This window comes from Acinetobacter baumannii (assembly GCF_009759685.1).
Taxonomy (GTDB): domain Bacteria; phylum Pseudomonadota; class Gammaproteobacteria; order Pseudomonadales; family Moraxellaceae; genus Acinetobacter; species Acinetobacter baumannii.
In genome coordinates this window covers 770,265-785,126 of record NZ_CP046654.1, presented here as the reverse complement: position 1 = coordinate 785,126, position 14,862 = coordinate 770,265, and the positions used below count along the sequence as shown (strand labels likewise).

15 protein-coding genes are annotated in these 14,862 nt (G+C 39.8%); 2 read left to right on the top strand and 13 right to left on the bottom strand.

Going from position 1 to position 14,862, the window contains the following annotated elements:
* Positions 1 to 35: 35 nt before the first annotated feature.
* From mnmC to GO593_RS03615, 4 genes are read right to left on the bottom strand one after another with little or no spacing between them, the layout of a single operon-like run.
* Entirely contained in the window at positions 36 to 1,907 is a 1,872-nt protein-coding gene (mnmC, locus tag GO593_RS03630; RefSeq protein WP_001043504.1) for an FAD-dependent 5-carboxymethylaminomethyl-2-thiouridine(34) oxidoreductase MnmC, read from the bottom strand.
* A gap of 23 nt (positions 1,908 to 1,930) precedes the next feature.
* Positions 1,931 to 2,410 carry a hypothetical protein gene (locus GO593_RS03625; protein WP_001175200.1) on the bottom strand — a complete coding sequence of 160 codons (480 nt, stop codon included), beginning with the start codon at positions 2,408 to 2,410 and terminating at the stop codon, positions 1,931 to 1,933.
* A gap of 4 nt (positions 2,411 to 2,414) precedes the next feature.
* The gene (locus tag GO593_RS03620; protein ID WP_001115787.1) at positions 2,415 to 2,717 is read right to left on the bottom strand and encodes a YciI family protein; all 303 of its coding nucleotides are present in this window, start codon (positions 2,715 to 2,717) and stop codon (positions 2,415 to 2,417) included.
* A gap of 34 nt (positions 2,718 to 2,751) precedes the next feature.
* Entirely contained in the window at positions 2,752 to 3,366 is a 615-nt protein-coding gene (locus tag GO593_RS03615) for a septation protein IspZ (protein ID WP_000645707.1), read from the bottom strand.
* A 44-nt stretch (positions 3,367 to 3,410) separates the two neighbouring features.
* Here GO593_RS03615 and GO593_RS03610 point away from each other — a divergent pair, with 44 nt between their 5' ends.
* Positions 3,411 to 4,262, top strand: coding sequence for a PHP domain-containing protein (locus GO593_RS03610; RefSeq protein WP_001161543.1), 852 nt, complete (start codon positions 3,411 to 3,413; stop codon positions 4,260 to 4,262).
* A gap of 7 nt (positions 4,263 to 4,269) precedes the next feature.
* Here the strand turns inward: GO593_RS03610 and GO593_RS03605 are convergent, their stop codons facing one another.
* Together GO593_RS03605 and radC are read right to left on the bottom strand one after the other, a co-directional pair.
* Entirely contained in the window at positions 4,270 to 5,181 is a 912-nt protein-coding gene (locus GO593_RS03605; protein WP_000637023.1) for a bestrophin family protein, read from the bottom strand.
* A gap of 61 nt (positions 5,182 to 5,242) precedes the next feature.
* On the bottom strand, positions 5,243 to 5,962 hold the full coding sequence (gene radC, locus GO593_RS03600; RefSeq protein ID WP_100244291.1) for a RadC family protein: 720 nt from the start codon (positions 5,960 to 5,962) through the stop codon (positions 5,243 to 5,245).
* Between the two features lie 100 nt (positions 5,963 to 6,062).
* Here radC and coaBC point away from each other — a divergent pair, with 100 nt between their 5' ends.
* Entirely contained in the window at positions 6,063 to 7,316 is a 1,254-nt protein-coding gene (coaBC, locus tag GO593_RS03595) for a bifunctional phosphopantothenoylcysteine decarboxylase/phosphopantothenate--cysteine ligase CoaBC (protein WP_000006958.1), read from the top strand.
* Between the two features lie 63 nt (positions 7,317 to 7,379).
* Here coaBC and secF read toward each other — a convergent pair whose 3' ends face one another.
* The 7 genes from secF to GO593_RS03560 form a co-directional block, all read right to left on the bottom strand.
* Positions 7,380 to 8,345, bottom strand: coding sequence for a protein translocase subunit SecF (gene secF, locus GO593_RS03590; RefSeq protein ID WP_001984787.1), 966 nt, complete (start codon positions 8,343 to 8,345; stop codon positions 7,380 to 7,382).
* A gap of 8 nt (positions 8,346 to 8,353) precedes the next feature.
* Complete coding sequence (gene secD, locus GO593_RS03585) at positions 8,354 to 10,255, bottom strand: protein translocase subunit SecD (RefSeq protein ID WP_001270222.1); 1,902 nt, start codon at positions 10,253 to 10,255, stop codon at positions 8,354 to 8,356.
* 51 nt (positions 10,256 to 10,306) lie between these two features.
* A complete protein-coding gene (yajC, locus tag GO593_RS03580) occupies positions 10,307 to 10,636 on the bottom strand; it encodes a preprotein translocase subunit YajC (RefSeq protein ID WP_000051669.1) in 330 nt (109 codons plus the stop codon).
* Positions 10,637 to 10,734: 98 nt separating this feature from the next.
* Positions 10,735 to 11,868, bottom strand: coding sequence for a tRNA guanosine(34) transglycosylase Tgt (gene tgt, locus GO593_RS03575; protein ID WP_000667231.1), 1,134 nt, complete (start codon positions 11,866 to 11,868; stop codon positions 10,735 to 10,737).
* A gap of 175 nt (positions 11,869 to 12,043) precedes the next feature.
* Positions 12,044 to 12,613 carry a LemA family protein gene (locus tag GO593_RS03570; protein ID WP_000147165.1) on the bottom strand — a complete coding sequence of 190 codons (570 nt, stop codon included), beginning with the start codon at positions 12,611 to 12,613 and terminating at the stop codon, positions 12,044 to 12,046.
* An 86-nt stretch (positions 12,614 to 12,699) separates the two neighbouring features.
* On the bottom strand, positions 12,700 to 13,728 hold the full coding sequence (locus GO593_RS03565; protein WP_001121112.1) for a hypothetical protein: 1,029 nt from the start codon (positions 13,726 to 13,728) through the stop codon (positions 12,700 to 12,702).
* 92 nt (positions 13,729 to 13,820) lie between these two features.
* Positions 13,821 to 14,822, bottom strand: a complete 1,002-nt coding sequence (locus GO593_RS03560; RefSeq protein WP_000770576.1) for a hypothetical protein — start codon at positions 14,820 to 14,822, stop codon at positions 13,821 to 13,823.
* Positions 14,823 to 14,862: the final 40 nt, after the last annotated feature.

Here is a 14,862-nt window from a genome sequence, read left to right as displayed (position 1 = left end):
TGCTTTTTTATTGGGACCAAATTTTCTCAAGTGCACTATTGAGATTTAAAATAAGGTTTCTTAGATTTAACTTTCTTTTGAAAACGTTGGGCATCTAATTTCTGTAATAGGCTTTTGGGAACAGGACAAGCTTCACCTAAAATTTGGGCCACTAAAACTTCACTACAAAGCGGCGCAAATAAAAAGCCCTTTGAGCCTAAACCTGCAAAAGTAGAAATACGGCTTTCATTCTGCATTTTTCCCACAACTGGAAAATAATCTGGACTTTGAGCGCGAACTGATGCTCGTCCTTGCCATTGTTCGACTGACGGTAATTGTTTTGCATAATGAGGAAAAACGCTGTGGATTAATTCAAAGTTATGCACATGGTCATCAAGCAGTACTTCTTGATCGTCTCGGTTTGGGTAGAAAGAAGCCCCTAGAATAAGTTCAGACGTATTCAGTTGCATACAATAACCGCCATAGCTATAGGCTTCGTTTAAAGGTAAGGTTGCAAAAGAATTATCAACCCAGCTCACCTGTCCACGTATAGGTTTTAAGAGCGGATAATTTTCAAATAAAGCAGCACTTTCTCTGGCGCAGCACACCACGACATGATCAGCCTCTAAAGTAGTTTCATTACCACTTTTTAATTGAACTTTATTTTCAAAAGAAACAAATGTCGTAATATTGGCAATTTTCAGTTCAATACCTGGATGTTGCAAAATTTCAGCACGTAATTGGTGCGGAGAAACTGCTCCAGCTTCGGTCAACAAAATATGTGGATAGTCTGATTCAAGTGAGCTTGTTTGCTGCGTGACAATATCAGCAGGATATTGATCAGCAAGATCGAGAAGATCTTGTGCATTCTTTAAAGCCATTTGCTGTATTTGAATCGGGTGAAAAGCTTGAAAATTTTTATAGAAATTTAACGCATGTTGCCAGCTTAAAGTCATGAGATGCTCATGGCTTTGTTCAATTGGGCATAGTTTCGGATTAAGCAATGCCAACGGATTGCCAGAAGCACCTGATAACGGCGCTGTACGCTCAAATAGAGTGACCTGATGCCCACGTTGAGCAAATGCCCAAGCTGTGCTTAAACCTGCAATCCCAGCGCCAATTACGGCGATATGCTGCTGAGTAAAATGGAGAGTGTCGCTAACTGGTTCTAATAAAATTTCTTCACTTACAGGTGCTTTCCAAACGGCTTTAAGCATTTCCCGTTTATGCCCAAAACCGCGGGGACGAGAAATATCGATTCCGTGAGCCTTTAGCCCACGTTTGAGGACACCAGCTACACTAAATGAGGCAAAGGTAGTGCCATAGTCGGAAAGCCGAACAATATTATTTAAAACATTTTGTTCCCACATGTCCGGATTACAAGAAGGCGCAAAACCATCCAGAAACCAGGCATTCACTGCCTTCGTTTTTACCATACTTGGAAAAATATCTTGTGCATCTCCTAACCATAGGTCGATGCTGAAGCGCTCTTCTGGAAAACTTAAACGATGGCAGCCTGCAAGAGGTAAGGGATATTGCTCAATAAGTTGTTTGGAAAGCGGTTTAAGTTCATCCCATACATTTAAAGCACGAATGAGATCAGCTTTGCTTAAAGGAAACTTTTCGACGCTAATTGCATGTAAATGACTGTGGTTATTTGGACGTACTTGTTGCCATAGTTGCCAGAGCGCAAGAATATTTAAACCAGTGCCGAACCCGGTTTCTCCTACACTGAAATATTCAAAATCTTGTAAATTGGCTAATCGTTCTGTTAGGTCATTGCCATTTAAAAATACATGCCGTGTTTCAAGCAGACCATTATCTTTAGAAAAATAGACATCACCAAATTGTTTGGAAATGGGAACTTCAATACCATCAATAAATTCCCAATCCAGCTCAGCAGTTTGTATACGGTTTGATTTGTTCATTCGGTTTAATAAGTCGCTCAGGATTACCACTGACGTCGACGTTTGGTGTAAACATAACTCGCAATAAAGAAGCCAAGCAGTACGCCACCTGCAAGAGTTACTGCGCCATATAAGAACATTTGAGCACTACGTTCACTTTGTAAAACTTGTACCTGAACAGACAAGTTATCGTTCTTTAGCTGCAATTCTTGGTTTTGTGCTAGCGCTTCAAGGTTTGCATGTTCTAGCTGTTTTAGACGAGATGCTTGATCTTGAACTAAAGCCTTAATTTTTGCATCTTGCTGTTGCTTGTTCTTTGCGATTTGTTCTGCTGTAAGCGGTTGTGTTGAGGTTGGTGCTGTTGTAGTCGCGGGTTTAGCTACAGTTGCAGAAGTAGGTGCTGGTTTAGCATTCTGTGTTGACGCTGCAGTTGGAGGCGTTGCTGGTGTCGCAGCAGGTTCAACTGCTCCGGCAGTTGAACATATCAAACACAAGCCAAGAAAGCTTTTGGTTGCAAGCTGCATGCGTTTACCCTTTTGGAAATGCTTTATTAAATGGTTTGACATCAACATGACTATAGATGCCTTCTTTCAAAAATGGTTCTTCTTTTAACCATTCATCTAAGGCTTCACGTGTATCAAACTCTACAATCATGGTGCTGCCATAAAAACCAGCTTGCGGATCATTAGGGTCTTTTGGCATCGCTCCAGCAGCAACTAGACGACCTTCATCATCAAGTTTTTGCAAACGTTCGATATGTTGAGGACGTACTGCTAAACGTTTCTCTAGAGTTCCTTCGTTATCGGTACAGCTTAGAACAAAAAAAGGCATGTCATCGTATCTCTATAATCAATCCGAAACCACATTAAGCATCTGGTGACTTAAAATGTTTACGTAAAATAATGAACTGAATAATGATAAATGAAAACATGACAATCATGTCACCAAATGCAGTAAATTCGCCCCAATATTTTCCGCCGTGGAATAAAAACGCAAAGAAAACATGTAAACCAGACATCACGACAAACATAGCTGCCCAAGCAAAGTTTAAATTTTTCCAACCTTTTTCGCTTAAGGCTAAAATCGGATCAAATAAACGTTGAATAAGAGGCTTACGGTCTTTACCAAACCAAGGTGAAACTAAGAAAGCACCTGCAAAAACTAGATTCAAAATAGCGGCTTTTAAGCGGATGTAAAAATCATCGCTCAACATAAGGGTAATACCACCAAAAATGACTGTCATGAACAGCACAATCCATTGCTGTTTATCTAGACGGAACTTTTGCATGATGAACAACGCACCATACACTACCAGCATTGAAATAATTAAACCGGTAGTAGCGACAAGAATATTATTATTATCAACACCGCCAGCAGACCCGATCAGTTTGAGTAAAGGATGCTGTGTATCGGCTGGATCAACTGTCTTATATAAATAAAAGAAAATAATTAATGGAACAAAGTCCAGTAGTGCTTTCATGTTAGAGTATCTGATCAGGTTTGGTGAATGGCATAGTATAAAAGATGCAAGGCATAGATTTACATACACATAGCAATATTTCTGATGGAACTTTGTCTCCAGAATTGCTAGTGCAAGCTGCTGTCGATGTGAAGTTGCATACTTTAGCGCTAACCGATCACGATACGATGGATGGATTACAGCGTGCAAGAAATGCTGCACAACCCCATGATTTGCAAATTATTACTGGTGTGGAGATTTCAAGCCAGTGGTCACGACCAAGCACGAAAAAAAGCTATGGCGTGCATATTGTGGCTTTAAATATGCAAGATGAAGCCCCAATTTTAGAAGCATTAGAACAACAAAAAAGAATTAGGGCACAAAGAGCGGAAGTTATTTGTGAACTATTAAAAAAGTGTATTGGCTTTGATATTTATCAAGATGTGCTCGATAAAGTTGAAAATCAACCAGACCGGATTACCAGAACCCATATTGCTAAAACCTTAGTTGAAAAGAATGTAGTAAGTCGTCCTCAACAAGCTTTTGATCGTTTTTTAAAAGAAGGGAAGCGTGCTTTTGTAAAGTTTGAAGGATTGGGTTTGAAAGAGACCATTGAGGTTATTCATAACAGTAAAGGATTTGCAGTTTTAGCTCATCCAACCCGTTATGATTTATCGGCTACAAATACCCGGTATTTGATTGAGTTATTTGCAAGTTGTGGTGGAGATGCGGTGGAGTTGCCGCCTCCAGTAGATCCTTTATCTACTCGCCAAATGATTGATCGTATGATTGACCAGCATCATTTGGCCATTTCAATTGGTAGCGATTTTCATGGTGAAAATATGCCGTGGATTAAATTAGGAAACACCCCTAAACCAGCGAGTAACCAGCAAGGCATTTGGGAGCGTTTTATCTAATTGCATTTTAGAGCAAGTTGTTATCTTGAGCTTGAATTGGAGGAGGTGTGGGCTTACCAAGTGTCCCCAAAAGCTCAATTTCGATACTACGTACCATTGCATCTAAAGGTAAATCATTACTTTGCGTACCAAATGGTTCCTCAATTTCGGTACTTAAAGCATCAAGCCCTAAAAATGTATAAGCCAGAATTCCAACCAGTAAAGGCGTTGCTAAACCAAGTAAAGATCCTAAGCTAAATGGCAACATAAAACAGAAAAAATAAACGGTACGGTTAAGCAAAACTGAATAAGCAAAAGGAATAGGAGTATTTGCAATACGGTCACAGCCAGTTTGTACGACACTTAGATCTGCAACATTCTTATTCATTTGAGCATAAATAATATCTGAAATTTCCCCTTCTTTAAGCGCTTGTAATAATTCCCATTGAATAAGGCTAAGCGTATATTGCGGTGCGTTATTTTGTTGGTAAAGTTGGGTAAGTGCTTGTTGGCTCATGCCACTGGTTTGTATTAGCTCGGTGGGGTTGGCTGTTTGACGGCGTAAACGGTCACGTAATACATTGGCAAATACAATAACGTGCTGAATGACACGTTCACGGCGGGCTTGAGTTAAAATCCGGCAGTCACGGTCGAAATGACGCGAAGTTGCAATCAGGACCCCCCATAATTTTCGGGCTTCCCACCAGCGGTCATAACATGCAGTATTCTTAAAACCTAAAAAAATAGAAAGTACGACACCAATTAAAGTAAAGCCAACTAAAGGAATTTCTGGAAAACGATAGAGGTTAATATATTCAACCCCACCAATGATTGCCGAAATCAGCATTACTACCCCTAAAGAGGGCAAAATTTTAGGTAAAATCGTCCCTCGCCAAGAGAATAAAACTTTAAAAATACTGGGCTGTTCACGAACAATCATTTTATTTTAAACGTCGCTATTTTTGTTTTGATATTCTAAGCTTAGTGAAGCTTTGTCAATATCATTGAACGGCTATTGAGGTAGGGTTGAGCAGTTGTTGTTCAGCAAATGAAAAGCTACCTTCGGGCGAGATAATAAAATGGTCCAGCAGACGAATTTCGACAAGCTGACAGGCCTGTTCAAGTTGCTGTGTGAGTTTAATATCTTCAGGAGAGGGCTGTGGGGAACCAAATGGGTGGTTATGTGCTATTACTAATTGGCAAGCGTGCTGTTGTAAGGCATAACGTAAGGTTTGATTCACTGAAACAGCGCAGTGTTGAACTGAACCAAAAAATAACTTTTTAAAATGTAGTTTTCTCAACTCGGCATCTAAGCAAAGTACGGCAAAGACTTCTTGTTTTTCACCTTTTAATTCGTAACGCAAATAATCTAGAACTAAATGAGAAGAATGAAGGCTTAGCTCAGTCTGACTAAAATGATAGTCGAGATAACGCCGTCCAAGCTCTTTTACGGCCAGTAATTGGGAATACTTGGTAGCTCCAATACCATTAAATTGAGCTAATTCATTGTAAGATGCATCGAAAACAGCGTTTAGACTACCAAACTGTTGAATCAGTAAACGTGCGAGCTCTACTGCTGAATGTTGACGTGAACCTGAGCGAAGAAAGATCGCGAGTAGTTCAGAGTCAGAGAGACTTTGAGGGCCTTGTTGTAATAACCGTTCTCTTGGCCGTTCTTGTTCTGGCCAATTTTTAATAGAATTATTCATATTCCCCAGCAATATTCTGCTTAAAAATTTATTTTGTTTGCCCAATCAATCTTGGGTCTGCGCGTATTTAATGCTATTGTGAGCGCCACTGCAACAGAAAGGTATCCTGTTCGTGAGCTTTGATTTAAGTGTTATTCCTCATAAAAACATTGTTTTAGCTGTTACAGGTGGGATTGCTGCCTATAAGAGTGCCATTTTGGTCCGTCGTCTTAAAGATTATGGTTTTGACGTTCGGGTTGTGATGACACACGGGGCTCAAGCATTTATTACACCTCTAACCTTTCAGGCTCTTTCAGGAAATCCTGTACATACCGAGCTTTTAGACCCTGAGGCTGAAGCTGGAATGGGCCATATTGAATTGGCTCGTTGGGCTGATTTATTACTGGTTGCTCCAGCAAGCTGTGACACATTAGCTAAGTTTGCTAATGGTTTGGCAGATGACTTACTCAGTACTTTATTTTTAGCAACTAAAGCGCCTGTGTGGGTCGCTCCTGCGATGAACCAGCAAATGTGGGCTGCAAAAGCAACTCAGCGTAATTTACAAACTCTGGTTGAAGATGGCGTGCATGTGATTATGCCAGATGCAGGGGAGCAGGCGTGTGGTGATGTAGGCTTAGGCCGTATGCCGGAACCGGAAGAAATTGCAAGGCAAGTGGCGGGTTATTTCCATCAAGCCCAACGTGCAATTGCTGAAAAATTTGGGTTGTTGGCAGGTAAGCGAGTTGTAATTACTGCCGGACCAACCCGTGAGGCGATTGACCCTGTCCGTTATATCTCAAATCATAGTACTGGAAAAATGGGCTTTGCTTTAGCTGCGGCATGTTATGCAGCAGGCGCAAAAGTTACGTTAATTGCTGGTCCCGTAAGTTTAGATACTCCAAACGGTGTTCAACGTGTAAATGTTGCTTCGGCTCGACAAATGTTAGATGTCAGTATGGAATCGCTTGAGACTGGCTGTGACATCTTTATTGCGACGGCGGCTGTAGCTGATTATCGCGTCGCCGAAGTGGCAGAGCATAAAATTAAGAAAGCAGGGGATGAGCTGAATGTTTCCCTTGTAAAAAATCCGGATATTGTGGCAACCATTGCAGCTCAGGAAAAACGTCCATTTATGGTGGGCTTTGCTGCCGAAACGCAGAATGTTGAAGAATATGCAGCAGGGAAACTCGTTGCTAAAAAGCTAGATATGATTGCATGTAACGATGTTTCTCGCGCCGATATTGGCTTTGCTTCTGATGAAAATGCGATGACAGTATTTTTTGCTGAAAGTTACCATATGAAAAAACGTGAGTTAGAAAAAGCATCTAAGCAAGAAATTTCTCAACAATTGGTTGAAGCTATTTCGGATGCTTTACGCCGTAAATAATTTTTGAACCACATAAAAAAACCGCGAATAAATCGCGGTTTTTTTATAGTCTTATTTAGACAATCAAGGGATTTCATCTTCAAATTCAGGTTTGACCTGAACAATGAAGTCTTGACGGTTAAGACCACGCCATAAGGCAAATGCTGTACCGATATAAATCGAAGAGTAAGTACCGACAAAGACACCGACAAACATTGCAACAGAGAACCAGTGTAAGCCATCACCACCTAAGAACATCATTGCAAGTACTACGAGCAATAATGTCATTGAGGTATGGATGGTACGGCGTAAAGTCTCAGTTAACGCAATATCAACGATTTCACGTGGAGTTGCACCGCGAATTTTACGGAAATTTTCACGGATACGGTCTGAAACAACGATGTTATCGTTAAGCGAGAAACCAATCACCGCAAGTACGGCAGCTAAAACTGTCAGGTCAAATGGCCATTGGAATAAAGCAAATGCACCAATAATGATGATGATGTCATGGAATAAAGACATCACGGCACCCATTGCGAGTTTGAACTCAAAGCGAATGGTGACATAGATCAACATTAAAATCAGCGCAAGTGCAACAGCGCCAGCCGAACGAACATAAAGCTCGTTACCTACCTGACCGCCTACAGAGTCCACTTTATGAACTTCTGCTGCATTGTTTGGTAATTGCACAGCTTTGGTAATCGCATTATTAAGATCTTCAACCTTAATATCTTGTACTGGCATACGAACAAGTAAGTCTTTATTACTACCTAAAGTTTGTACTACAGCATCTTTAAAACCAGCTTTGTCGAGAGCCTGAATAACTTCTGCCTGATTTGCTGGCTGAGCATAGTTAAGCTCGGCTGAAACACCACCTGTAAAATCCAAACCTAAGTTAAGACCTTTGGTCGCAATAAAGAAAATGCTCGCTAAAGTAATAAGGATCGAGAAGATTGCTGCAGGTTTAGCAATCTTCATGAACGGGATGATTTTTGCATCATCCGGACGACCATATTGTTTTGAAGGCTGTTGAGTCACTTTAGTCATCATAGATCTCCTTAAATGCTCAACTTTTTCAAGTTACGGCGTTTACCATAAATGATTTGTACAATCGCACGCGTTACTGTAATTGCAGTAAACATTGAGCAAATAATACCGATCATTAATGTTACGGCGAAACCTTTAATCGGGCCAGTACCGATTGCAAACAGAATGAATGCAACAAGGAACGTTGTTAAGTTCGAGTCGAAAATGGTGTTATAGGCTCGATCATAACCTGCCACAATAGCCTGTTTAGGTGAGGCCCCCCAGAGCATTTCTTCTCGAATACGTTCACATATCAGTACGTTGGCATCGACTGCCATACCAATGGTAATGACGATACCCGCAATACCCGGTAAGGTGAGGGAAGCACCTATCCAAGACATAATGGTTAAAATCATTGCCAGGTTAAATACAAGTGCAAAGTTTGCGATTAAACCAAATAGACGGAAGAACACGACCATCCAGATTGCAACAAGTAAGAAACCGATTTGCGTTGATAGTACACCTTTATCAATGTTTTCTTGACCAAGGCTTGGACCAACAACACGCTCTTCAACGAAGTACATTGGCGCAGCTAAAGCACCGGCACGAAGCATTAACGCAAGTTCAGATGCTTCTTGAGGTGAACTTAAACCAGTAATACGGAAAGTTGAACCTAAAACGGCTTGGACGGTTGCGGCATTAATCACGACAGACTCGGTATATGGTGTACGAACTTCTGTTTGAGCACCAGTTTTTGGATCTGTAACGTAGCTAATCTTTTGTTTATTTTCGATGAACAATACCGCCATGCGTTTTCCAACTGCATTACGGGTTGCATCTGACATCAGCTTACCGCCAGCACTATCGAGCGTAATATTTACTTCGGCACCACCAGAGTCTTGGCTAAAGCCAGAACTTGCATTTTGAACGCGTTCACCAGTCAAGATACGGTTACGTTGCAACAACAGTTGGCGACCACTATCTAAAGACTGATAAGCAAAAACTTCCGTACCCGGAGGTAACGGTTGACCATTATATTTACCCGTATATGGATCAATATATTGATCATTTAAGTCAGATACCAAACGGAATTCGAGGTTAGCAGTACGGCCTAAAACACGTTTAGCTTCTGCTGTATCTTGAACACCCGGTAATTCAACGACAATACGGTTGCTACCCTGACTTTGTACTAAAGCTTCTGCAACACCAAGTTCGTTAATACGGTTACGTAGTGTTGTTAAGTTCTGATTAACTGCATAAGCCTGAATTTCTTGACGACGTACATCAGTATAAGTGAGCTTTAAGATTGAACCTGTCGTGCTCGCTAATGCCTGTTGGGTATATTCATTACCATTACGGCGTAAAAAATCCATTGCTGCATCACGATCCGCATTGTCAGCAAACTGAACAGTGATCACATTATTATTTAACGCAAGATTGTTAAATTTAATTTTGTTTTCACGGAACTGACGACGCAAATCGGTGGCAGAGGTTTCCATACGTTGGGAAATGGCTTTGTCCATATCTACTTCAAGCAAGAAGTGGACACCACCACGTAAGTCCAAACCAAGTTTCATTGGTTTCGCCCCAATTTTTTGCAACCATTCTGGAGTTGTTGGTGCAAGGTTTAGGGCTACAACATATTGATCACCTAAGTCACGGCGTAATACTTCTTTTGCTTTCAATTGCGCTTCAGAAGAGCTGACACGCAAGAGAGCAGCATTATTTGTAAAAGTATTATCGTGGCTTGCAATATTTGCTGTTTTTAAAATTTGCTCTGCTTTTTGCACCACACTTTGATCAATTTGGGTACCAGCTTTGGCACCGGAAATTTGAACGGCGGGCTCATCCGGATATAGACTAGGCAGTGCGTATAATGTACTGACTACCAGAACAACCAGAATCAGTAAATATTTCCATGCAGGGTAACGCATTCGCTTTCTTCTTAAATGAAAAAGCCGTGCTAAAGCACGACTGTTTTATGATTAAAGGTTATTTAGAGTGCCTTCTGGTAATACAGAAATTACGCTGGCACGCTGAATTTTTACTTCTACACCACGGTTAAGTTCAACAACCGCATAGTCACCTTCAAGTTTAGTTACTTTGCCCATTAAACCGCCAGCAAAGACAACTTCGCTACCAACACCCAAGCTTTCGATTAAAGAACGGTGTTCTTTTGCACGTTTTGCTTGAGGACGCCAAATTAAGAAATAGAAGATTGCAACGAATACAACAATCATCAAAATGTTTGGTAAAAGGCCAGGGCTTTGGGCTGCTGCTGGAGCTGCATGTGCAGTAGAAATGAACAAGCTCATTTTAATTTCCTAAAGTTAAAAAATATGAGTCAGATACCTGACATAATCCTAATTCGTTTTGCAATTTACCTTGTCTTGAGGTTGAGCGCAAATCTCGCTTATTCATCGACAGGGCATGGTGGAACTTCTAATCCGCGGCGGGCATAAAAGTCCTGAACAAATTCATCAAAAGTGCCATTGTCTAATGCATCACGCATACCTTCAGTTAAACGTTGGTAATAACGTAAGTTATGAATGGTACCAAGCATAGACGCCAACATCTCTCCACACTTCTCAAGGTGGAACAGGTAAGCACGAGTAAAGTTCTTACAGGTATAGCAATCGCAGTGTGGGTCAAGTGGTCCTTGGTCATGACGATATTTACTATTACGAATACGTACCAGACCATCAGTGACAAAATAATGACCATTACGTGCATTACGTGTTGGCATTACACAGTCAAACATATCGACACCACGGCGCACCGCTTCAACGATATCTTCAGGTTTACCTACACCCATCAGGTAACGTGGTTTGTCATGCGGCATCTTGTTTGGAAGATAATCTAAAACCTTGATCATCTCTTCTTTTGGTTCACCAACTGACAAACCGCCAATTGCGTAACCGTCAAAGCCGATTTCAAGTAAGCCATTTAAAGACTCATCACGTAAGTCTTCATACATGCCGCCTTGAATAATGCCAAATAACGCATTTTTATTTTTAAGTTCATCGTGGTGATGAGTCTTACAGCGTTTTGCCCAACGCAAAGAAAGCTGTAATGATTTTTGTGCTTCTTCATGTGTCGCAGGATAAGGCGTACATTCATCAAAAATCATGACAATGTCAGAGTTCAATACATGCTGAATTTCCATTGAAATTTCAGGCGATAAAAAGACTTTTGAACCATCAATCGGAGAACGGAAAGTAACACCTTCTTCCTTAATTTTACGCATAGCGCCAAGACTAAATACTTGGAAGCCGCCAGAGTCAGTCAAAATTGGCTTATTCCATTTAATAAAGTCGTGCAAGCCGCCGTGTTGCTTGATCACTTCAAGGCCCGGACGCAAATATAAATGGAAGGTATTACCTAAAATAATTTGTGCCTGAATATCTTCAATATCACGTGGCAGCATGCCTTTGACTGTACCGTAAGTCCCCACCGGCATAAAAACAGGGGTTTCAACAACACCATGTTCTAAAGTTAAACGACCACGACGGGCACGGCCCGACTGACCTAATTTTTCAAACTTCATTTAAAAATCCTGAACAATAGCAAGCAATGCCGTAGGGCAGTGCAAGGGCGAAAAAACAGTTCGCTGCTAAAAAGAGGGCTATTTTCCTTGATTCTGCGACGTAGTTCTACTACTAAATGTAGCTGACTATAAAATCGGTCAAATTTCTGGGTGACCGATTGCTTTTTTACTTCGACTAAAAGTTCGGTTTATAGTCAAAATTGTCAGTAGCCAAATTATCTCGAAAAGGGCGAATTGTTTTTTTAGATAAAGTCATCGTATTGATAATATTATTTGGGAACACTTCAATCTGATTATTAAATACTTCGACGTTGCGGTTAAAAATGCTGATTGCCGCGCCGACATTTTCGTTTTGTTCCTGAATATCATCCATCATTTTGCTATAGAGCGTATTTGCTTTTAGTTCAGGATAATTTTCAACCACGACATTTAGGCTACGGATTAGCTCTTTACTCATTTTTTCAATCTGTTGTAATTGAGCAATATCAGTATGATCGACATTCAAACTTAGAATTTGCTGACGTAAAGCAGTTACTTGTTCTAAAGTTGACTTCTCGAACTGAGTATATTGATTGAGTGTGGTTTCTAGTGCTTCAAGTGTTTTTACTTTCTGGCGTTCGAAATTTGCAACCTCAGCCCAAGCGCGTTTGGTCGCGTTAAAATAACGCACAATGTTATTGCGAATGTAGATGCCCCACGCAATCAGTACGACGAAAATCCCCAAGAAAATGAATAAGCCTGTCATTTTTACTCCTCTTATTGTTATTCCCTCATTATGCCCTCTAACTTCTTATTTTTTTAATAAGTTGCCAGTTCAGCAGTACGAGAGATTTATTTAATTAAATTAAGCATGAATTGCTGAAATTTTTCATATTGCGGCATAGTCATGGTACGTAAGTGACCACGTAATGCGGGAATATCATGAATTTCACTACGTTTACTGGTGGTTTGAAAAAGATCTTGCTCACCGAGATAACATAATATTTGCTCTTCATGATGATAAATTAAATCACCGCTAAAATGTTGAAAAAAATCATGAAGTTTTAACGTTAGACTTGGACTCATTTCTTTAGCTAACTGGTGCTGGTGGGTTCCGAAAATACTCAGTTCTTGGTTAATGAGAATGTCGCTACTTTGCCATTCGCTTAAGTATGGTTCAAAAAAGCGAGAACGTTGATTACTTACAGCAATACCTAAAGCTGGTATTTGAAAAATAAAAGCGCCCCATAAGTCTTTATGAATCTCTTTTACTATTTTTTTATCGCTGTTCTGGTCTTGAAGAATAGGTAAATTATTTACATAGTGGTATTTAAATAGCAGGACTTGATGATCTGTAATGCCGTCATTCCATGTTACTGAAGCAAACTCGGTAATTTCATTCGCTTCATTGCCTCGGTTAAAAAGTGGAAAGTGTTGTTTTAATTTGCTTAAGACTAAAATGGGTTGGGCTTGTATTGGAAGATAAGCTGGTAACTGCTGAAACTTTAGGCCATAACGTAAAGCAGTCATACGCTGTTCTAAATAATGAATAACTTCAGTTAAAGGTTTTTGCGGTTCATAGAGCAAATAGGCGAGGAAACCAGTTAAAAATGCCCATAATAGACTCCAACTATATTGAATATGAGGATGAAAAAAATATCCAAATAATAGCGTCGTAATACTGCAAATACCTAACAAATAAGACAGGGTATTCACAAAACGAAGGTTATGATCTTCACGCCATGGATGTAACGCGTTTAAGAGTTCTTGATCTGTTTGTGACTTTTGTCCAGCATCCCAAAGTCGGGCAATATTACGAAAGACCTGTGTATTTTTTTTACGTCTTATATGAAGTGTTTGTTGTATGGTATCAATTGGCATGAAGGTAATGAGTTGATTATCATAAATTGCTAACTCTAGATTATCTTTTAAATTGAAAGAGATAAATAGAAATAAGTCTTAAATAATTACTTTTATGACTTCGGTATTTGAGGTTCATCAATGAAATGCTGCAATATATTTGCAAACTGCTCAAATTCTGGCATTGAAAGAGTTTCAAGGCATTCAGCAAGCTCACGTACACTAGTGCCATATAAACTTTGCTGGCATAAAAGATTTACATTACAGAGCCAACATAATGCAGATGTTTCAGGGTGTACATAGAAATCCCCTGGGAACCCTTCCAACATTTTCTCTAATAATAACAACCGATCAGGGCTTAGAAATTTTACTAAGTCCAATTCATTAATTCCGCTTTGTTGGTATTTTTGATTAAAACGGATATCACTTGATTCCCAAGCTACTCCTAAGCGACAAGCCTTTTTCTGTTGACTTGAAATGCTGACTCCGCGAACTGGAAAATTCTCTAGAATGATGCCGTATAAGTTGTAACTAACATCTTTTAGTTCCCATTTACCTTTTGAATTATAGGCCATCTCTCGATTGACATAATGGTATCTAAATATTTTATAGGGGTGAGTTGTTTCTCTTACTTGCCACTTGCCGAGTATTGCAGTTAAAACTGAATTTTGTTGATTGCCTAACTTAAACAAAGGAAAGTCTGAAGCGGACGTTCCTTCTTTAGGTAGGTTATCTTCAGTTGCAAATTTGAAATTATATTTATGTTCATAATAATAAGTTTGGATATCTTGAAGTAGGCAAATCAGTTCGGCCGTCGATGCTCTATGATAAAAACCATAAAAAATCGCAAGAATGGCAAAAGGGAAGAAGTAAATCGAGATTAAAAAGCCTAAGGCCATACAAACTAAGGCGAAAATTGTAGCATTCCAAAAAATATAATTTCGAATATCAAGTTGTTGGGGGCCTGTCCAATTCTTTAATGAATAAACAAGAATATCAGGTGGTAATTGCTGATTAAGTAAATTTCTTAATGCCTCAATATTTCTTAAAGTAATTTTGTTATGTGTATTTTGATTGTCAAAAGCACTTTGAATTTTTTGAAAAAGCAGTTTCATAAATTTTATTATTAATCGAAATTGTAGGTGGGTCAGCTGG

Excerpts from the sequence above, each read along its gene's own strand:
- secF (WP_001984787.1), bottom strand. The coding sequence starts at position 8,345 with ATGATGACTAAAGTGACTCAACAGCCTTCAAAACAATATGGTCGTCCG.
- GO593_RS03625 (WP_001175200.1), bottom strand. The coding sequence starts at position 2,410 with ATGCAGCTTGCAACCAAAAGCTTTCTTGGCTTGTGTTTGATATGTTCA.
- GO593_RS03565 (WP_001121112.1), bottom strand. The coding sequence starts at position 13,728 with ATGCCAATTGATACCATACAACAAACACTTCATATAAGACGTAAAAAA.
- GO593_RS03615 (WP_000645707.1), bottom strand. The coding sequence starts at position 3,366 with ATGAAAGCACTACTGGACTTTGTTCCATTAATTATTTTCTTTTATTTA.
- yajC (WP_000051669.1), bottom strand. The coding sequence starts at position 10,636 with ATGAGCTTGTTCATTTCTACTGCACATGCAGCTCCAGCAGCAGCCCAA.
- mnmC (WP_001043504.1), bottom strand. The coding sequence starts at position 1,907 with ATGAACAAATCAAACCGTATACAAACTGCTGAGCTGGATTGGGAATTT.
- GO593_RS03620 (WP_001115787.1), bottom strand. The coding sequence starts at position 2,717 with ATGCCTTTTTTTGTTCTAAGCTGTACCGATAACGAAGGAACTCTAGAG.
- GO593_RS03560 (WP_000770576.1), bottom strand. The coding sequence starts at position 14,822 with ATGAAACTGCTTTTTCAAAAAATTCAAAGTGCTTTTGACAATCAAAAT.
- GO593_RS03610 (WP_001161543.1), top strand. The coding sequence starts at position 3,411 with ATGCAAGGCATAGATTTACATACACATAGCAATATTTCTGATGGAACT.
- GO593_RS03570 (WP_000147165.1), bottom strand. The coding sequence starts at position 12,613 with ATGACAGGCTTATTCATTTTCTTGGGGATTTTCGTCGTACTGATTGCG.
- GO593_RS03605 (WP_000637023.1), bottom strand. The coding sequence starts at position 5,181 with ATGATTGTTCGTGAACAGCCCAGTATTTTTAAAGTTTTATTCTCTTGG.
- tgt (WP_000667231.1), bottom strand. The coding sequence starts at position 11,868 with ATGAAGTTTGAAAAATTAGGTCAGTCGGGCCGTGCCCGTCGTGGTCGT.
- secD (WP_001270222.1), bottom strand. The coding sequence starts at position 10,255 with ATGCGTTACCCTGCATGGAAATATTTACTGATTCTGGTTGTTCTGGTA.